Source organism: Microlunatus soli, from assembly GCF_900105385.1.
In the GTDB taxonomy this organism is placed as follows: Bacteria; Actinomycetota; Actinomycetes; order Propionibacteriales; family Propionibacteriaceae; genus Microlunatus; species Microlunatus soli.
This window is the reverse complement of the sequence record NZ_LT629772.1, coordinates 3496944-3510344: the sequence shown is the minus strand read 5'-3', so window position 1 is coordinate 3510344 and position 13401 is coordinate 3496944. Positions and strand designations below refer to the sequence as shown.

Genomic DNA, 13401 nt, shown 5'->3' with positions numbered 1-13401 from the left:
GCACGCTGAGCGTCACTTCCGGGGTCGAGTGCGGTCTGTCGCCTAATGTCAGGGGTACTTCCCCTTCGGTCGTCCAGGAGTTTCGATGGCTCGTTTTCTGCAGGTTGTCCGTGACCTCGCGCTACTGCTCGCCCGGGTCGGTCTCGGCTGGGTGCTGATCATGCACGGCATCCGCCGCTGGCAGGACCAGGGCATCGAGAGCCAGATCGCCTACCTCAAGCAGTTCGCCACACCGTTTGCGACCTATGCCGCCTGGGGTGGCACGCTGCTGGAGATCGTCGGCGGGATCTTCCTGATCGTCGGCGCACTGACGCCGCTCGTGGCTGCGGCGATCGTGGCCGAACAGGTCCTGATCGTGCTCTACACCAGCTGGTACAAGACCTTCTACGTCAACAAGGTCAGCGGCGAGACGGTGACCTGGCAGGGTGGCTACGAGTACAGCGTGGTGATCGCGCTGCTGGCCCTGCTGCTGGTCGTCCACGGCAGCGGTCGGATCGGCATCGACCGACTCTTCCGCCGGCGCAAGCCCGACGAGGACGAGGCCGACGCCCCGACCCCCGCCGCTTCCGGCGACACCGGCCGCACGACCGGGCCGACCGGCGCCAGCAGGTCCGGTGTGGGCAGGTCCGGTGTCGGCAGCTCTGGTGGGAGCAGCTCGGGGGCCGTCGGCCTGTAGCCCGCGCCCGGCCGCACTCACAGCGAACTCATAGTCGACGCCAAGTCGGCACGCAGAGATCCCTGGGATCGTTGCCGGTATGGCGCTAACAGAGGCAGAGGGGTCATCGATGGCACAGGCAGCACCGCTCACCAGACCGGACGGCACCCCGATCCGGGTGCTCGCGGTCGACGACGAACGGAGCCTGACCGAGTTGCTGTCGATGGCCATGCGGTACGAGGGCTGGCAGGTCACCACTGCCGGTTCCGGCACCGAGGCGGTCCGGGCCGCTCGGGCGATCCGACCCGACGTGATCGTGCTGGACATGATGTTGCCCGACTTCGACGGCCTGGAGGTGATGCGTCGGATCCGGACCGAGGACGCCGACGTACCGGTGATCTTCCTGACCGCCAAGGACGCCGTCGAGGACCGGATCGGCGGCCTGACCGCCGGCGGCGACGACTACGTCACCAAGCCGTTCAGCCTGGAGGAGCTGATCGCCCGGTTGCGCGGGCTGCTCCGCCGGACCGGCGCCGGTGCTGCCCGGGACGATTCTTCGCTGGTGGTCGGCGACCTGACCCTGAACGAGGACTCCCACGAGGTGTACCGGGCCGGCGAGGAGATCCACCTGACCGCCACCGAGTTCGAGTTGCTGCGCTATCTGATGCGCAACCCGCGCCGGGTGCTGTCCAAGGCACAGATCCTGGACCGGGTCTGGAACTACGACTTCGGCGGCCAGGCCAATGTGGTGGAGCTCTACATCTCCTACCTGCGCAAGAAGATCGACGCCAATCGATCGCCGATGATCCACACCATGCGCGGTGCCGGCTACGTCCTCCGACCGGCCGCGGACTGACGACTCAACAGGGCACACCGTGACCGAGAACGTCCCGCAGCCGACGGCGTCCGGCGTCCCGGCACCGACCGCCGCCCGTGAGCCCGGCCATGGCGCGTTCGGACGGGGCACCCTCGGCCGGCAGCTGCTGCTCCGCGTGGTCGCGATCGTCGCGGCGATCGCCATCCTGCTCAGCGGGGCCAGCCTGCTCGCCACCCAACAACTCCTGCTGCACAACGTCGACGGACAGTTCGGCGACGTGTTCGGTCGGCTGCGGGGCCCCGGCGCCACCACCGATCGACTGGTCCAGCCGGGCCAGCCGCAGGGCACCCTGTACGCGTTGTACGTCGACGGGGACGCGGTCGAGTCCGGCATGCTGGAGAAGCCCAAGTCCCAGGCGGTCCTGCGACGCACCTCGTTGAACGATCCCGCCATCGACGTGCTGTCCACGATGCAACCCGACGACTCCTATCGGACCGTCCATCTGGACGGGCTGGGCAGCTATCGGGTCACCGCCCGAACCGTCACCGCGCAGGACCCGACCGGCACCAGCGCCGTGCAAGCCACCCTGGTCGTCGGGCTCTCGCTCTCCGACGTCAACTCGGTGCTGAGGAAGATCATCCAGGTCGCGATTCCGCTGTCCCTGTTGGCAATCCTGGCCGCAACGGTTGCGGTCGGCATGGTCGTCCGGCGTAGCCTGCGGCCGCTGAACAGGGTGGCGACGACCGCCCAGCAGGTCTCCCAGCTGCAACTGGACCGCGGCGAGGTGGCGTTGGCGATGCGGGTGCCGCCGGCCGATTCCGATCCGGCCTCGGAGGTCGGCCGGGTCGGCCAGGCGCTGAACCACATGCTCGACAACGTCGACGGCGCCCTCGCCGCTCGGCAGGCCAGCGAGACCAAGCTCAAGCGTTTCATCGCCGACGCCTCCCACGAGCTGCGCAATCCGCTGGCCTCGATCCGCGGCTATGCTGAACTCACCCGACGGGGCCGTGATCAACTTCCCACCGACACCGCCTTCGCACTGGGTCGGGTCGAGTCCGAGGCGACCCGGATGTCCCGCCTGGTTGAGGATCTGCTGCTACTGGCCCGATTGGACTCCGGCCCCGGGATCGAGGTCGGACCGGTCGATCTGACCGAGTTGTTGATCAACGCGGTCAGCGACGCCCGGGTCGCCGGACGTGATCATCAATGGGTTCTTGATCTTGACGGCAGCACGCTGCCCGATCGGCCGGTGGTTGCGACCGGAGATCGCTACCGGCTCCACCAGGCCGTCCTCAACCTGCTGGCCAACGCCCGGACGCACACACCGGCCGGCACCACCGTACGGGTCGGGCTGCGGGTCGACGGCCCGACCGCGGTGATCACCGTTGCTGACGATGGACCGGGCATCGCGCCGCAGATCCAGGGCCAGGTCTTCGAACGCTTCACCCGGGCCGACAGCAGCCGTGCCCGTGCCGGTGACGGCAGCACCGGCAGCACCGGGCTCGGTCTGGCCATCGTCGCCGCCGTGGTCGAGGCGCACCACGGGACGGTCGGCGTCCGGAGTGTTCCCGGCGACACCCGGTTCGTGATCAACCTGCCGCTGGAGGTCCGCGATCTCCCGAGCACCGGTACGGACTGAACCGCGACAATTCTGAAACGGTTGTTCATAACCCTGGCTTTCGTCTCTCTTGATCCTTTATGGTCGGAACCACGCTCGGGGATCCGCACGATGTGGTGAGGGTCAGATGAGGAAGACTGCAAAGGGTGCGATCGCGGCGGCGGCCGCGGCGGTACTGCTGGTAGGTGGAGCCGGCTCGCTCGCCTATTGGACCGACAGCGCAAACGTGGACGGCGGCACGGTGAACTCCGGTCACCTGCAACTGCTGACCGACGACACCAATCCCGGATGTTCGGCCTGGACCCTGGACGGTGGCGATCCGTTCGACCCGGCGACCTCGTTGCTGGTGCCGGGCGACACCGTGACCGAGACCTGCACCTTCACCCTCGACGCCGAGGGCGATCACATGGAGGGCACGGTCGAGGCGTCGGCGGCCAATGTCAGTGGCGATCTGGCCGACGCACTGGAGGTGACGGTCAGCGGGATCACCTTGAACGGGACCGCGGCGACCACCTTCACCGAAGCCAACGACGGGCAGACGTTGGGGGTGAACGTCGCCGTCAACTTCCTGCCTGCCTCGGACAACACCACGATGGACCTGTCGGCCGTGCTGGACAACATCACCGTCACCGCCACCCAGGCCCACCCCTGATCGGTGAACGGGCTGCAACGCCGTGAAGCCGGCACTGGGCTGGGCAGGACGCATCCTGCTCTGGATGATCATCTTCGGTTGCTGCGCGATCCTCGCCCTGGCGGTGCTGATCCCGCGGATCGGCGGGGCGACGCCGTACACGATCATGACCGGCTCGATGCGGCCCTCGTTGCCGCCCGGGACGCTGGCCGTCATCCGGCCGACGCCGGTGACATCGATCGGCGTCGGAACGGTGATCACCTACCAGCTGCGCTCCGGCGACCCGACCGTCGCCACCCATCGGGTGGTCGCGCAAGGCGTGAACAGTCGACACCAGGTGCTGCTGCGGACCAAGGGCGACGCCAACGACACCGTCGACGCCGGCTGGGTGCAGCCGGTGCAGGTCAAAGGCACCCTCTGGTACGCGATCCCCTACCTCGGCTATCCCGCTCGGCTGCTCACCGGGCAGCAACACCGCTATCTGACCTACCTGGCCGCGGTGGTACTGCTCGGCTACGCCGGCTACATGTTCGGCTCGGCCGTTCGGGACCGGCGGCGAGCACGGCGCCAGCAGGAGCCGGCGGCGCGAACAGGACAGGATGTCACCTGATGTCCGGCCACAAGCCCGGCTGGTGGCTGTCCTTGGGTGCCATGATCATCGTCGCCGTCTCTGCTCTGACGCCCGCCTCAGCCGTGTCCCAGGACGAGGTCCAGGTCAGCTCCGACGCGCGGCACTGGCAATCGGATCTCGACCGGCCGCTCTTCGATCCCGACGCCCGCTGGGTTCCGGGCGATGTCGAGACGACCACACTGTGGATCCGCAACGCGGCGACAACAGCAGGGACTCTCCGGGTAGCGGTCGATCCGCTCGATCATGATCAATTCCTGCGGCACGGTCTGCACCTGCGAGCGCGGGCCTCGGGCAGCGACTGGGTCACGCTGGCACCCGACGGTTCGGCCCGTCGGATCACCGGGCGACTGCCCGCCGGCGCGACGACGCAACTCTGGATCACGGCTTCCTTCGACGCCGCCGCGGGCAACGTCAGCCAGGAACGCCGAGCCGACCTCCGGTTGCGGGTCACACTCAGCCAGCTGATCGATGACGGCCACCCACCACCAGCCGGACCGACAACCGGACCACCGACGCAACCACCAACGGCGGCCCCGCCGACCGGTGATCACTCCGGAGCACCGACCGCGTCGGCGGCACCCGGGCCCGGTGATCTGGCCGGCACCGGTCTCGACGCCCGTGCCGCCGTGGTGCTGATCGGCGCCGCCGCGGTCGGTGCCGGCGTCGCCCTCCTGCAGCGCCCACGACGTCGGAGCAGGGAGCACCACGATGACTGAGCGACACCGCTGGCATCGCCCCCGCTGGGTACGCCTCCGGGCCGCCCTCGCCCTCGGCGCGGTCGGCTGTCTCGGCGTTGCCGGGACGTTCGCCTACTGGACCGACTCGGTGCCGGTCAGCGGTACGACGATCACCACCGGAACCCTCGATCTGAAGGTCAACGGATCGGACTCCCTGCCGAGCTACACCTCGTTGTCGATCAGCAACATGGTGCCCGGCAACTCGACGGCAGCGGTGCTGACGGTCCGCAATGCCGGCACCGTCCCGCTCACCTACTACGCGACCTCGACCGCCAGCAGCAACCTCGGCAGTGCGTTGACCACCAAGGTGACCGGCGCCACGTCGACCGACGGCTCGGGCAATGCCAAGACCTGCTCGGGAACGACACTGCCCAACTCCGGCACGGCCTTCGGTGGCAACCTGGTCGGCACCAAATCCGATCAGCGTTCGCTGTCCGCCGGCTCCTCCGAGACCGTCTGCATCCAGGCGACGCTGCCCAGCACGGCGAGCTCGTCGTTGCAGGGTCTGACCAGCAACGTCACCCTCAGCTTCGAAGCCAGCCAGGTGATCTGATGACCGCCACAGCGCCGACCGAGCCGGCCACCCGGCGAGTAGCCGGCCGGACCTTGATCACCATCGGCGACGTCGCGCTCTGGGTGGTCGCCGTTCTCGGTGCCTGCTCGCTGCTGCTCACGCTGGCCGCCGTGCTGTTCGCCGTCCGTCCGCTGATCTTCCGTTCCGGATCGATGGCGCCGACGATCACCGCGGGGAGCCTGGCGCTGGCGCATCGGGTGCCGGCCGACGCGGTCCGGGTCGGCGACATCGTGTCGGTGACCACCGACGACACCCGAGTCACCCATCGTGTGATCAGCACTCGACCCGACGGCGATCGCACCCTGCTGCGACTGCGTGGTGACGCCAACTCGGCGCCGGACCGCGACCCCTATCGGGTCGCAACCGTCGACAAGGTCTGGTTCGCGGTGCCGGCGATGGGTTACGTGATCAGTTGGCTGTCGCGACCCCCCGGCGTCTTCGTGCTCGCCGGCTATGCGGCGGCGATGCTGGCACTGGTCCTCCGTCGCCGCCCCGCCGACGACCGCGACGATGATGATGATCATGACCACCGAGCCGTCGGACGTGACGACGAGGCGTCGGACCGGGCCGACGCCATCGCCGCCGAGGCCGGCGACACTCCTGATCAGCGTCCCGACCGGCCCCGGCGCGCTCGGCGGATCCGAGCCGCGTTCGGATCACTGCTGGTCGGCGGCGCGGCAGCACTGTCCCCGACACCGAGCTGGGCGACCTTCACCGACCGGGTCCCGATCTCGGGCAGCAGCATCGTCGGCTACACCGTGCCGACCACGTCGTTCAGCTGTGGCGCGCTCGGCGTCGCCTCCGTCACCTTCAACTGGACCGCGGTGTCCGGGGCGACCAGTTACACGTTGCACTACGGCAATGCCGGCGCCTCGACGCTGACCACCACCGCGACCAGCTACACCGTCGTCACCCTGATCAACGGCGGAACGGCCTGGGTGACGGTGAATCGCGACTTCGGCTCCGTCACCTGGAGCTCCGTCGCATCGACCAAACGCACCTACACGGTGGCGGTGGTCAGCCTGTGCAGTTGACCGGCGGTCAGGCCACGACGACCGGTTCGTCGTCCGGTGGCCCGCTGGCGAACTGCACCCGGTACAGGTCGGCGTAACGCCCACCGGCCGCCAACAGTTCGGTGTGGGTGCCGCGTTCGACCGCTCGGCCCTCCTCCAACACGATGATCTGATCGGCGGCATGGATCGTGGACAGGCGGTGTGCGATCACCAGTGAGGTCCGGCCCCGCAGGGCGTCGGCCAATGCGGCCTGGACGGCGGCCTCGGACGTCGCGTCGAGGTGGGCGGTGGCCTCGTCCAAGATCACCACCTGCGGCTCGGCCAGCAACAGCCGGGCGATCGTGAGACGCTGCCGCTCACCACCGGACAGCCGGTAGCCGCGCTCTCCGACGATGGTGTCCAGGCCATCGGGAAGATCGTTGATCAGCCGCTCCAGCCGAGCCCTGCGCAGTGCCTGCCACAGTTGATCATCGGATGCCGATTCGTCGGCCAGCAGGAGATTCTCCCGGATGCTGGCGTGGAACAGGTGACCGTCCTGGGTGACCATTCCGACCGTCTGTCGTAGCGATTCCGCGGTCAGATCCCGGACGTCCACTCCGGCCAGTCGGACGGCGCCGCTGTCCACGTCGTACAGCCGCGGCAACAGCTGGGCGGTCGTCGACTTGCCTGCGCCCGACGATCCGACCAGTGCCACCAACTGGCCCGGCTCGATCCGCAGATCCAGACCGTGCAGCACCTCCTCACCACCGCGGGTGTCCAGCGTCGCCACCTCTTCCAGCGACGCCAACGACACCTTGTCCGCCGACGGGTAGCCGAAGTGCACGGCGTCGAACTCGACCGACACCGGCCCGTCGGGGACGGTGACGGCATCGGGCTTCTCGGTGATCAACGGTTTCAGGTCCAGCACCTCGAAGACCCGCTCGAAGCTGACCAGCGCACTCATCACCTCGACCCGGGCACTGGCCAGCGCCGTCAACGGTGCGTACAACTGGGTCAGCAGCAGGGCCAGCGAGACGACCGTGCCCGCGTCGAGGGTTCCCTGCAGGGACAGGAATCCGCCGAGGCCGTAGACCAGGGCAAGGGCCAGCGCCGAGACCAGCGTCAGTGCGGTCACGAAGGTCATCTGCACCATCGCGGTCCGGACCCCGATGTCGCGGACCCGGCCGGCCCGATCGGCAAAGGCCGAGGACTCGCGTTCGGGTCGGGCGAACAGCTTGACCAGCGTCGCGCCGGGGGCGGAGAACCGTTCGGTCATCTGGGTGCTCATCACCGAGTTGTGGTTGGCGCCCTCCCGCTCGAGCCGGGCGAGTCGGCCGCCGAGCCGGCGGGCCGGGATGACGAAGATCGGCAACAGCACCAGTGCCAGCAGGGTGATCGGGATCGACAACGACAGCATCACGACCAGCGTCAGGATCAGCGCCACGATATTGGTGACCACCCCGGACAGTGTCTGGCTGAACGCGCGTTGGGCGCCGATCACATCGTTGTTCAGCCGGCTGACCAGGGCCCCGGTCCGAGTCCGGGTGAAGAACGCGATCGGCATCCGCTGGACGTGATCGAACACCTCACGCCGCAGGTCGAGGATCAACCCCTCGCCGATCCGCGCGGAGAGCCAGCGGGTGACCATCCCGAAGGCGGCCACGCCGACAGCGACCAGCGCGATGATCAGTGCCAGCCGCAACACCTCGGCGAACGGGCGCTGCCCGATGATCGCGTTCACCACCCGGCCGGCCAGCAGCGGCGTGACGACGCCGAGCACGGCGACCGCGACGCTGAGCACCAGGAACCACACCAGGTCGGCCCGATGCGGACGGGCGAAGGCCACGATCCGGCGCAGCGTGCGGCGGGAGAAGGGCCGGCGATCGGACTGGGCGTGCATCGCGTTGTACAGCGAATTCCACGCCGTGACTTCCATGCTCATGACCGGAAATCTAGAAGTTCAAGTGTGGATGAAGTCAACGGCGTTCGCTGTAGGGCGAATCGTTGCCGGTCCGACACCAGGCGAGACGGCGTCAGCCGGGCTTGACAGGCCGTGTCAGACTCGAGACAAGAACAATCTGCGTGCTCTGGGGTCGGTGAAACTCCGAGCCGGCGGTGACAGTCCGCGACCCGTTCACAACCAGTGAGCGGTTGACCAGGTGAAACTCCTGGACCGACGGTGAAAGTCCGGATGGGAAGCGCACGCGGAGATTCGATGTCGACCGACGGCTGATCGAAGGGTCACCGGTACGGTCCGGGCGTCGGCAGCCGCCGGCTGCGGCCACCGGACCCGGAGCCTGATCGCCCGGCGGCGACATCGTCCTCTCACACCCCGGAGCTCGCGCGAGCCGAGGGACATGATGATCGAGGAGCTTCACCCACAACCCGGGCCGGCGACGGTCCGTACTGCCGAGGGCAGTGCGATGCAGCGCGCGCTGGATCTGGCCGCGACCGGCGCGTTCCACCGCCGTGGCGGCAATCCGCGCGTCGGCTGCGTCATCCTGGACGCCACCGGCGCCGTGGTCGGACAGGGACATCACCGTGGCGCCGGCACCCCGCACGCCGAAGTCGCGGCGCTCGCCGTCGCCGGTCCGGCAGCACGCGGTGGCACCGCTGTGGTCACCCTCGAACCGTGCGCCCACCAGGGACGGACCGGGCCCTGCGCCGACGCGCTGATCGAGGCCGGGATCGCCCGGGTGATCTTCGCCCAGCCGGACCCGAATCCGCTCGCCGCAGGCGGTGCCGCCCGGCTCCGCGCCGCCGGCGTGACGGTGATCGGCAACGTCGGCGCCGATCGGGCGATCATGATCAACTCCGACTGGACCTTCGCCCAGCAGCACCGCCGCCCCTGGGTGCGGCTCAAGATCGCCAGCACCCTGGACGGTCGGGTCGCAGCAGCCGACGGCAGCAGCCAGTGGATCACCTCGACCGCTGCCCGTGCCGACGGGCACCTGCTACGAGCCCGGTCCGATGCGGTGCTGGCCGGCACCGGCACCGTTCTCGCCGACAATCCCCGGCTGACCGCTCGCACCGTTCCCGACAGCGCCGATCAGCAGCCCGATCAACCGCTGCGCGTCGTCTTCGGCACCACCGAGATCCCCGCCGACGCGGCGGTGCTGGACGATTCGGCGGAGACCGCCCTGCTGCGGACCCGGTCCGCGCCCGTTGCGCTGCGAACGCTGCGGGAACGCGGCGTCTCCTCGGTGCTGATCGAGGGCGGCCCAGGGGTCGCGGCAACCTTCCTGGAGGCCGGGCTGGTCGACGAGCTGATCAGCTACATCGCGCCGGTGCTGCTCGGCGCCGGACCGGCCGCCGTCGGCGACCTCGGCATCTGGAGGATCGATGACGCGCTACGGGGCGAGATCACCGACATCACCTCGATCGGCACCGGCACGGAACGCTGCGCCCGGATCACCACCCGGCTCCGGACTGCCGCCCCGACGCCCGACCCCCAACACCCGCACAGCCCACACCACGAAGGAGATCACTGATGTTCACCGGCATCATCGAGGACCTCGGCCAGGTCGAAGAGCTGGTCCGACTGACCGACTCGGCCCGGCTTCGGATCCGGACCGCCCTCCCGATCGGCGATGTCGCACTCGGCGCATCGATCGCGGTGAACGGCGTCTGCCTCACCCTCGTCGAGCACCACGAAACCGCAGCGTCGTCGCACAGCTTCACCGCCGACGTGATGGCCGAAACGTTGTCCCGCAGCAGCCTCGGCACTCTCACCCCGGGCGCCCCGGTCAATCTGGAACGCGCGATGCCGGCCGACGGCAGGCTGGACGGGCACATCGTGCAGGGCCACGTCGACGGCACCGGGACGATCATCGAACGGCAGCCCGGCGAACGCTGGGAGGTGGTGACCATCGCCCTGCCCGATGATCTTGCCCGCTACGTCGCCGAGAAGGGATCGATCGCGGTGGACGGCACGTCGCTGACCGTCACCGCCGTCACCGACGACCCCGCCAGCTTCAGCGTCGCCCTGATCCCCGAGACGCTGGCCCGGACCACGCTCGGCGCGGCCACTCCCGGCACCACGGTCAACCTCGAGGTCGACGTGATCGCCAAGTACGTCGAGCGGCTCACGACGGCGAAGATCGGGAGTCGAGCATGATCACCCCACCGAAGGGTCCTGAGCTTGTCGCCGCGACGCCATCTGCAGCTGGGCAGCCAACCTCACCTCGCGGCCCTTCGACAGGCTCGGGGCCCGCGGCCGACGACGCGGCCGTCGAGCGGGTGATCGCCGAGGTGGCCGCCGGACGACCGGTGGTGGTCGTCGATGATCATGATCGGGAGGACGAGGGCGATCTGATCTTCGCCGGCGCACACAGCACGACGGAGTTGATGGCGTTCATGATCAGGCACAGCTCCGGCGTGGTGTGCGTACCGATGCTCGGCGAGGATCTTGATCGGCTCGCGTTGCCCGCGATGGTTGCCGACAACGCCGACCCGAAGGGTACGGCGTACGCGATCAGTGTCGACGCTGCGACCGAGGTCAGCACCGGCATCTCGGCCGCCGACCGGTCCCGGACCGTACGAGCACTCACCGATCCGGGCACCACGACCACAGATCTGACCCGGCCCGGTCATGTCTTCCCGCTGCGGGCACGCCCCCGGGGCGTCCTGGAACGGCGTGGGCACACCGAGGCCGCAGTCGACCTGGCCCGGCTCGCCGGCCAGCCGCCGGTCGGGGTGATCGCCGAACTGGTCAACGACGACGGCACCATGACCCGCGGCCGGCAGCTGACCACCTTCGCCGAGCAGCATCGGTTGACCATGATCAGCATCGAGCAGCTGGCCGGCTACCGGTGGCGGCACGAACGGCTGATCGAGCCGGTGGCCGTCACCAACCTGCCCACCGCATACGGGATCTTCACCGCCCATGCCTATCGCTCGCTGATCACCGGCGCCGAGCACGTCGCACTCGTCGGCGGCACAGTGGATGTGGACACCCCGGTGCTCACCCGGGTGCATTCGGAATGCCTGACCGGCGACGCCTTCGGTTCGTTGCGTTGCGACTGCGGTCCGCAGCTCACCGACGCCCTGGCCACCATCGCCGAGCAGGGTGGGGTGCTGGTCTACCTGCGCGGTCAGGAGGGTCGCGGGATCGGACTGGCACCCAAGCTGCAGGCCTATCAGCTGCAGGAATCCGGTCGGGACACCGTCGACGCCAACCTCGATCTCGGGTTGCCGGCCGACGCGCGCAGCTACGACGACGCCGCCCAGATCCTGCGCGACCTCGGTGTCAGCGCCGTTCGGCTGATCACCAACAACCCCGCCAAACAACGAGGGCTGGAACGCGGCGGCATCGACGTGACCGAGCTGATCGCGACCGGCACCTTCGCCGGACCGGACAACATCAACTACCTGCGGACCAAACGGGACCGGATGGGACACCGGCTGGCCGACCTGGACACCCATCAACCGCACCATCATCGAGGAGCCGCATCATGAGCCGTACCGGAGCACCAACCCCGACCGCTGTCGACGCCGCCGGACTCCGGGTCGCGATCGTCGCCTCGCAGTGGCACGACACCGTGATGGACGGGCTGATCGCCGGCGCCCAGCGCGCGTGCGAGGCCAACAACACCGCGCCGCCGGAGCTGATCCGCGTCCCCGGCTCGTTCGAGCTGCCACTCGGCGCCGCTGCCGCCATCGACCGCGGCTTCGACGCCGTGGTCGCGCTCGGTGTGGTGATCCGCGGCGACACACCGCACTTCGACTACGTCTGCCGGGGCGCTACCGATCAGCTCGCCCGGCTGACGGTCGACACCCGGACTCCGATCGGCTTCGGCCTGCTGACCTGCGACACCGAGGATCAGGCGCTGGCCCGCGCCGGGCTACCCGACTCGAAAGAGGACAAGGGCTTCGAAGCCGCCTCGGCAGCGATCGAGTTGGCATTGTCGATCCGCGCCGTCGGCGCGAAGTCCTGAAGGCCGCGCCCGGGAACGATCGGCACTCGCACGGCTTCAGACGCGGATGATCTCCAGACCGGCGTCGTCGAGCGGAGCGAAGTCGTCGTCCTGGGTGACGACGGGGAGTCCATGGGCGACGGCGGTTGCCGCGATCCAGAGGTCGTTGACGTTGACCCGCCGGTTCTTCTCGGCCAGATAGACGCGCATCCGCGCCCACTCGGCGGCTACCTGGCCATCGATGACGAGTATCTCGATGTCGGCGGTGGACTCGAGAGTCGCCAGCCGTCGAGCGCGGGTGGTGACATCGGTCGTGATCAACACGCCGGCCTGCAGCTCGGCGATCGTCACCGGACAGACAACGCTCTCGTCAGGCAACAGCTCGACCTTCAGCGAGCGACCCGATTCTGCAGCGATGAAAACGCTCGTGTCGAGCAGGCCCCTCGGCGCCCGTGTCATCAACGGATCGGATCGAGATCATCAGTGGTGTCGCCCGCCAATGCCGCCAGGTCCCGACGCAGTCCGGAATCCGCCTGCTTCCGCGTCAGGCGGCCCGCAAGCTCTGCACGATCGATCGGACGGCGGCTGAGTGTGTGCACCGGCCTCAACTCCGCGACGGGACGACCACGGGACGTGATCGTCACGAGCTCGCCGGATTCGACTCGGCGAAGCACATCGGCGGTGTGGTTGCGCAGCTCCCTGGCCGCGATCTCGGTCATGCTACAACCGTAGCACCGGCGTAGCCGATTCCCGACGGTCGACCCGCCTGGGTCAGCGGTGGGGTTATCCCCCGTGCAGACTCGCGGGTCGCCCCGATACCGCAATCCGCCC

At 68.8% G+C, this 13401-nt stretch carries 15 protein-coding genes and 1 riboswitch; of the genes, 12 read left to right on the top strand and 3 right to left on the bottom strand.

Annotated features, from left to right (window positions below):
• Nucleotides 1–85: 85 nt before the first annotated feature.
• The 8 genes from BLU38_RS16130 to BLU38_RS16095 all read left to right on the top strand — a co-directional run bounded on the left by BLU38_RS16130 (nucleotide 86) and on the right by BLU38_RS16095 (nucleotide 6697).
• Nucleotides 86–676, top strand: a complete 591-nt coding sequence (locus BLU38_RS16130; protein WP_091526418.1) for a DoxX family protein — start codon at nucleotides 86–88, stop codon at nucleotides 674–676.
• A 109-nt stretch (nucleotides 677–785) separates the two neighbouring features.
• Entirely contained in the window at nucleotides 786–1511 is a 726-nt protein-coding gene (locus BLU38_RS16125; protein WP_172836161.1) for a response regulator transcription factor, read from the top strand.
• 19 nt (nucleotides 1512–1530) lie between these two features.
• A complete protein-coding gene (locus BLU38_RS16120; protein ID WP_091532571.1) occupies nucleotides 1531–3111 on the top strand; it encodes a sensor histidine kinase in 1581 nt (526 codons plus the stop codon).
• Nucleotides 3112–3217: 106 nt separating this feature from the next.
• Nucleotides 3218–3742, top strand: a complete 525-nt coding sequence (locus BLU38_RS16115) for an alternate-type signal peptide domain-containing protein (RefSeq protein WP_091526414.1) — start codon at nucleotides 3218–3220, stop codon at nucleotides 3740–3742.
• Nucleotides 3743–3764: 22 nt separating this feature from the next.
• A complete protein-coding gene (locus BLU38_RS16110) occupies nucleotides 3765–4331 on the top strand; it encodes a signal peptidase I (protein ID WP_197679740.1) in 567 nt (188 codons plus the stop codon).
• Nucleotides 4331–5068, top strand: coding sequence for a hypothetical protein (locus BLU38_RS16105; RefSeq protein WP_091526412.1), 738 nt, complete (start codon nucleotides 4331–4333; stop codon nucleotides 5066–5068). Before BLU38_RS16110 ends, BLU38_RS16105 begins: the two co-directional genes overlap by 1 nt.
• Complete coding sequence (locus BLU38_RS16100; protein WP_091526410.1) at nucleotides 5061–5642, top strand: TasA family protein; 582 nt, start codon at nucleotides 5061–5063, stop codon at nucleotides 5640–5642. Before BLU38_RS16105 ends, BLU38_RS16100 begins: the two co-directional genes overlap by 8 nt.
• Nucleotides 5642–6697 carry a signal peptidase I gene (locus BLU38_RS16095; RefSeq protein WP_091526408.1) on the top strand — a complete coding sequence of 352 codons (1056 nt, stop codon included), beginning with the start codon at nucleotides 5642–5644 and terminating at the stop codon, nucleotides 6695–6697. The genes BLU38_RS16100 and BLU38_RS16095 overlap by 1 nt, the downstream gene beginning before the upstream one ends.
• A 7-nt stretch (nucleotides 6698–6704) precedes the next feature.
• On the opposite strand, the gene BLU38_RS16090 is transcribed toward BLU38_RS16095, so the two are convergent.
• On the bottom strand, nucleotides 6705–8597 hold the full coding sequence (locus BLU38_RS16090; protein WP_091526406.1) for an ABC transporter ATP-binding protein: 1893 nt from the start codon (nucleotides 8595–8597) through the stop codon (nucleotides 6705–6707).
• 136 nt (nucleotides 8598–8733) lie between these two features.
• Nucleotides 8734–8863, top strand: a riboswitch (FMN riboswitch).
• Between the two features lie 152 nt (nucleotides 8864–9015).
• On the opposite strand from BLU38_RS16090, the gene ribD reads away from it, so the two are divergent.
• Genes ribD through ribH form a run of 4 tightly spaced genes read left to right on the top strand, consistent with a single transcriptional unit; the run spans nucleotide 9016 to nucleotide 12591 of the window.
• Nucleotides 9016–10146, top strand: a complete 1131-nt coding sequence (ribD, locus tag BLU38_RS16085) for a bifunctional diaminohydroxyphosphoribosylaminopyrimidine deaminase/5-amino-6-(5-phosphoribosylamino)uracil reductase RibD (RefSeq protein ID WP_091532567.1) — start codon at nucleotides 9016–9018, stop codon at nucleotides 10144–10146.
• Nucleotides 10146–10772, top strand: coding sequence for a riboflavin synthase (locus tag BLU38_RS16080; RefSeq protein WP_091526404.1), 627 nt, complete (start codon nucleotides 10146–10148; stop codon nucleotides 10770–10772). The genes ribD and BLU38_RS16080 overlap by 1 nt, the downstream gene beginning before the upstream one ends.
• Nucleotides 10769–12112 (top strand): bifunctional 3,4-dihydroxy-2-butanone-4-phosphate synthase/GTP cyclohydrolase II, encoded by a 1344-nt coding sequence (locus BLU38_RS16075; RefSeq protein ID WP_091526402.1) that lies wholly within the window; start codon nucleotides 10769–10771, stop codon nucleotides 12110–12112. The genes BLU38_RS16080 and BLU38_RS16075 overlap by 4 nt, the downstream gene beginning before the upstream one ends.
• Nucleotides 12109–12591, top strand: a complete 483-nt coding sequence (gene ribH / locus BLU38_RS16070; RefSeq protein WP_091526400.1) for a 6,7-dimethyl-8-ribityllumazine synthase — start codon at nucleotides 12109–12111, stop codon at nucleotides 12589–12591. Before BLU38_RS16075 ends, ribH begins: the two co-directional genes overlap by 4 nt.
• Nucleotides 12592–12627: 36 nt before the next feature.
• On the opposite strand, the gene BLU38_RS16065 is transcribed toward ribH, so the two are convergent.
• Nucleotides 12628–13029, bottom strand: coding sequence for a type II toxin-antitoxin system VapC family toxin (locus BLU38_RS16065; RefSeq protein ID WP_091526398.1), 402 nt, complete (start codon nucleotides 13027–13029; stop codon nucleotides 12628–12630).
• Complete coding sequence (locus BLU38_RS16060) at nucleotides 13029–13289, bottom strand: type II toxin-antitoxin system Phd/YefM family antitoxin (RefSeq protein ID WP_091526396.1); 261 nt, start codon at nucleotides 13287–13289, stop codon at nucleotides 13029–13031. Before BLU38_RS16060 ends, BLU38_RS16065 begins: the two co-directional genes overlap by 1 nt.
• Nucleotides 13290–13401: the final 112 nt, after the last annotated feature.

Coding starts and splice junctions, on each gene's coding strand:
- BLU38_RS16130 (WP_091526418.1), top strand. CDS start 86: ATGGCTCGTTTTCTGCAGGTTGTCCGTGACCTCGCGCTACTGCTCGCC.
- BLU38_RS16125 (WP_172836161.1), top strand. CDS start 786: ATGGCACAGGCAGCACCGCTCACCAGACCGGACGGCACCCCGATCCGG.
- BLU38_RS16115 (WP_091526414.1), top strand. CDS start 3,218: ATGAGGAAGACTGCAAAGGGTGCGATCGCGGCGGCGGCCGCGGCGGTA.
- BLU38_RS16105 (WP_091526412.1), top strand. CDS start 4,331: ATGTCCGGCCACAAGCCCGGCTGGTGGCTGTCCTTGGGTGCCATGATC.
- BLU38_RS16100 (WP_091526410.1), top strand. CDS start 5,061: ATGACTGAGCGACACCGCTGGCATCGCCCCCGCTGGGTACGCCTCCGG.
- BLU38_RS16095 (WP_091526408.1), top strand. CDS start 5,642: ATGACCGCCACAGCGCCGACCGAGCCGGCCACCCGGCGAGTAGCCGGC.
- BLU38_RS16090 (WP_091526406.1), bottom strand. CDS start 8,597: ATGAGCATGGAAGTCACGGCGTGGAATTCGCTGTACAACGCGATGCAC.
- ribD (WP_091532567.1), top strand. CDS start 9,016: ATGATCGAGGAGCTTCACCCACAACCCGGGCCGGCGACGGTCCGTACT.
- BLU38_RS16080 (WP_091526404.1), top strand. CDS start 10,146: ATGTTCACCGGCATCATCGAGGACCTCGGCCAGGTCGAAGAGCTGGTC.
- BLU38_RS16075 (WP_091526402.1), top strand. CDS start 10,769: ATGATCACCCCACCGAAGGGTCCTGAGCTTGTCGCCGCGACGCCATCT.
- ribH (WP_091526400.1), top strand. CDS start 12,109: ATGAGCCGTACCGGAGCACCAACCCCGACCGCTGTCGACGCCGCCGGA.
- BLU38_RS16065 (WP_091526398.1), bottom strand. CDS start 13,029: ATGACACGGGCGCCGAGGGGCCTGCTCGACACGAGCGTTTTCATCGCT.
- BLU38_RS16060 (WP_091526396.1), bottom strand. CDS start 13,289: ATGACCGAGATCGCGGCCAGGGAGCTGCGCAACCACACCGCCGATGTG.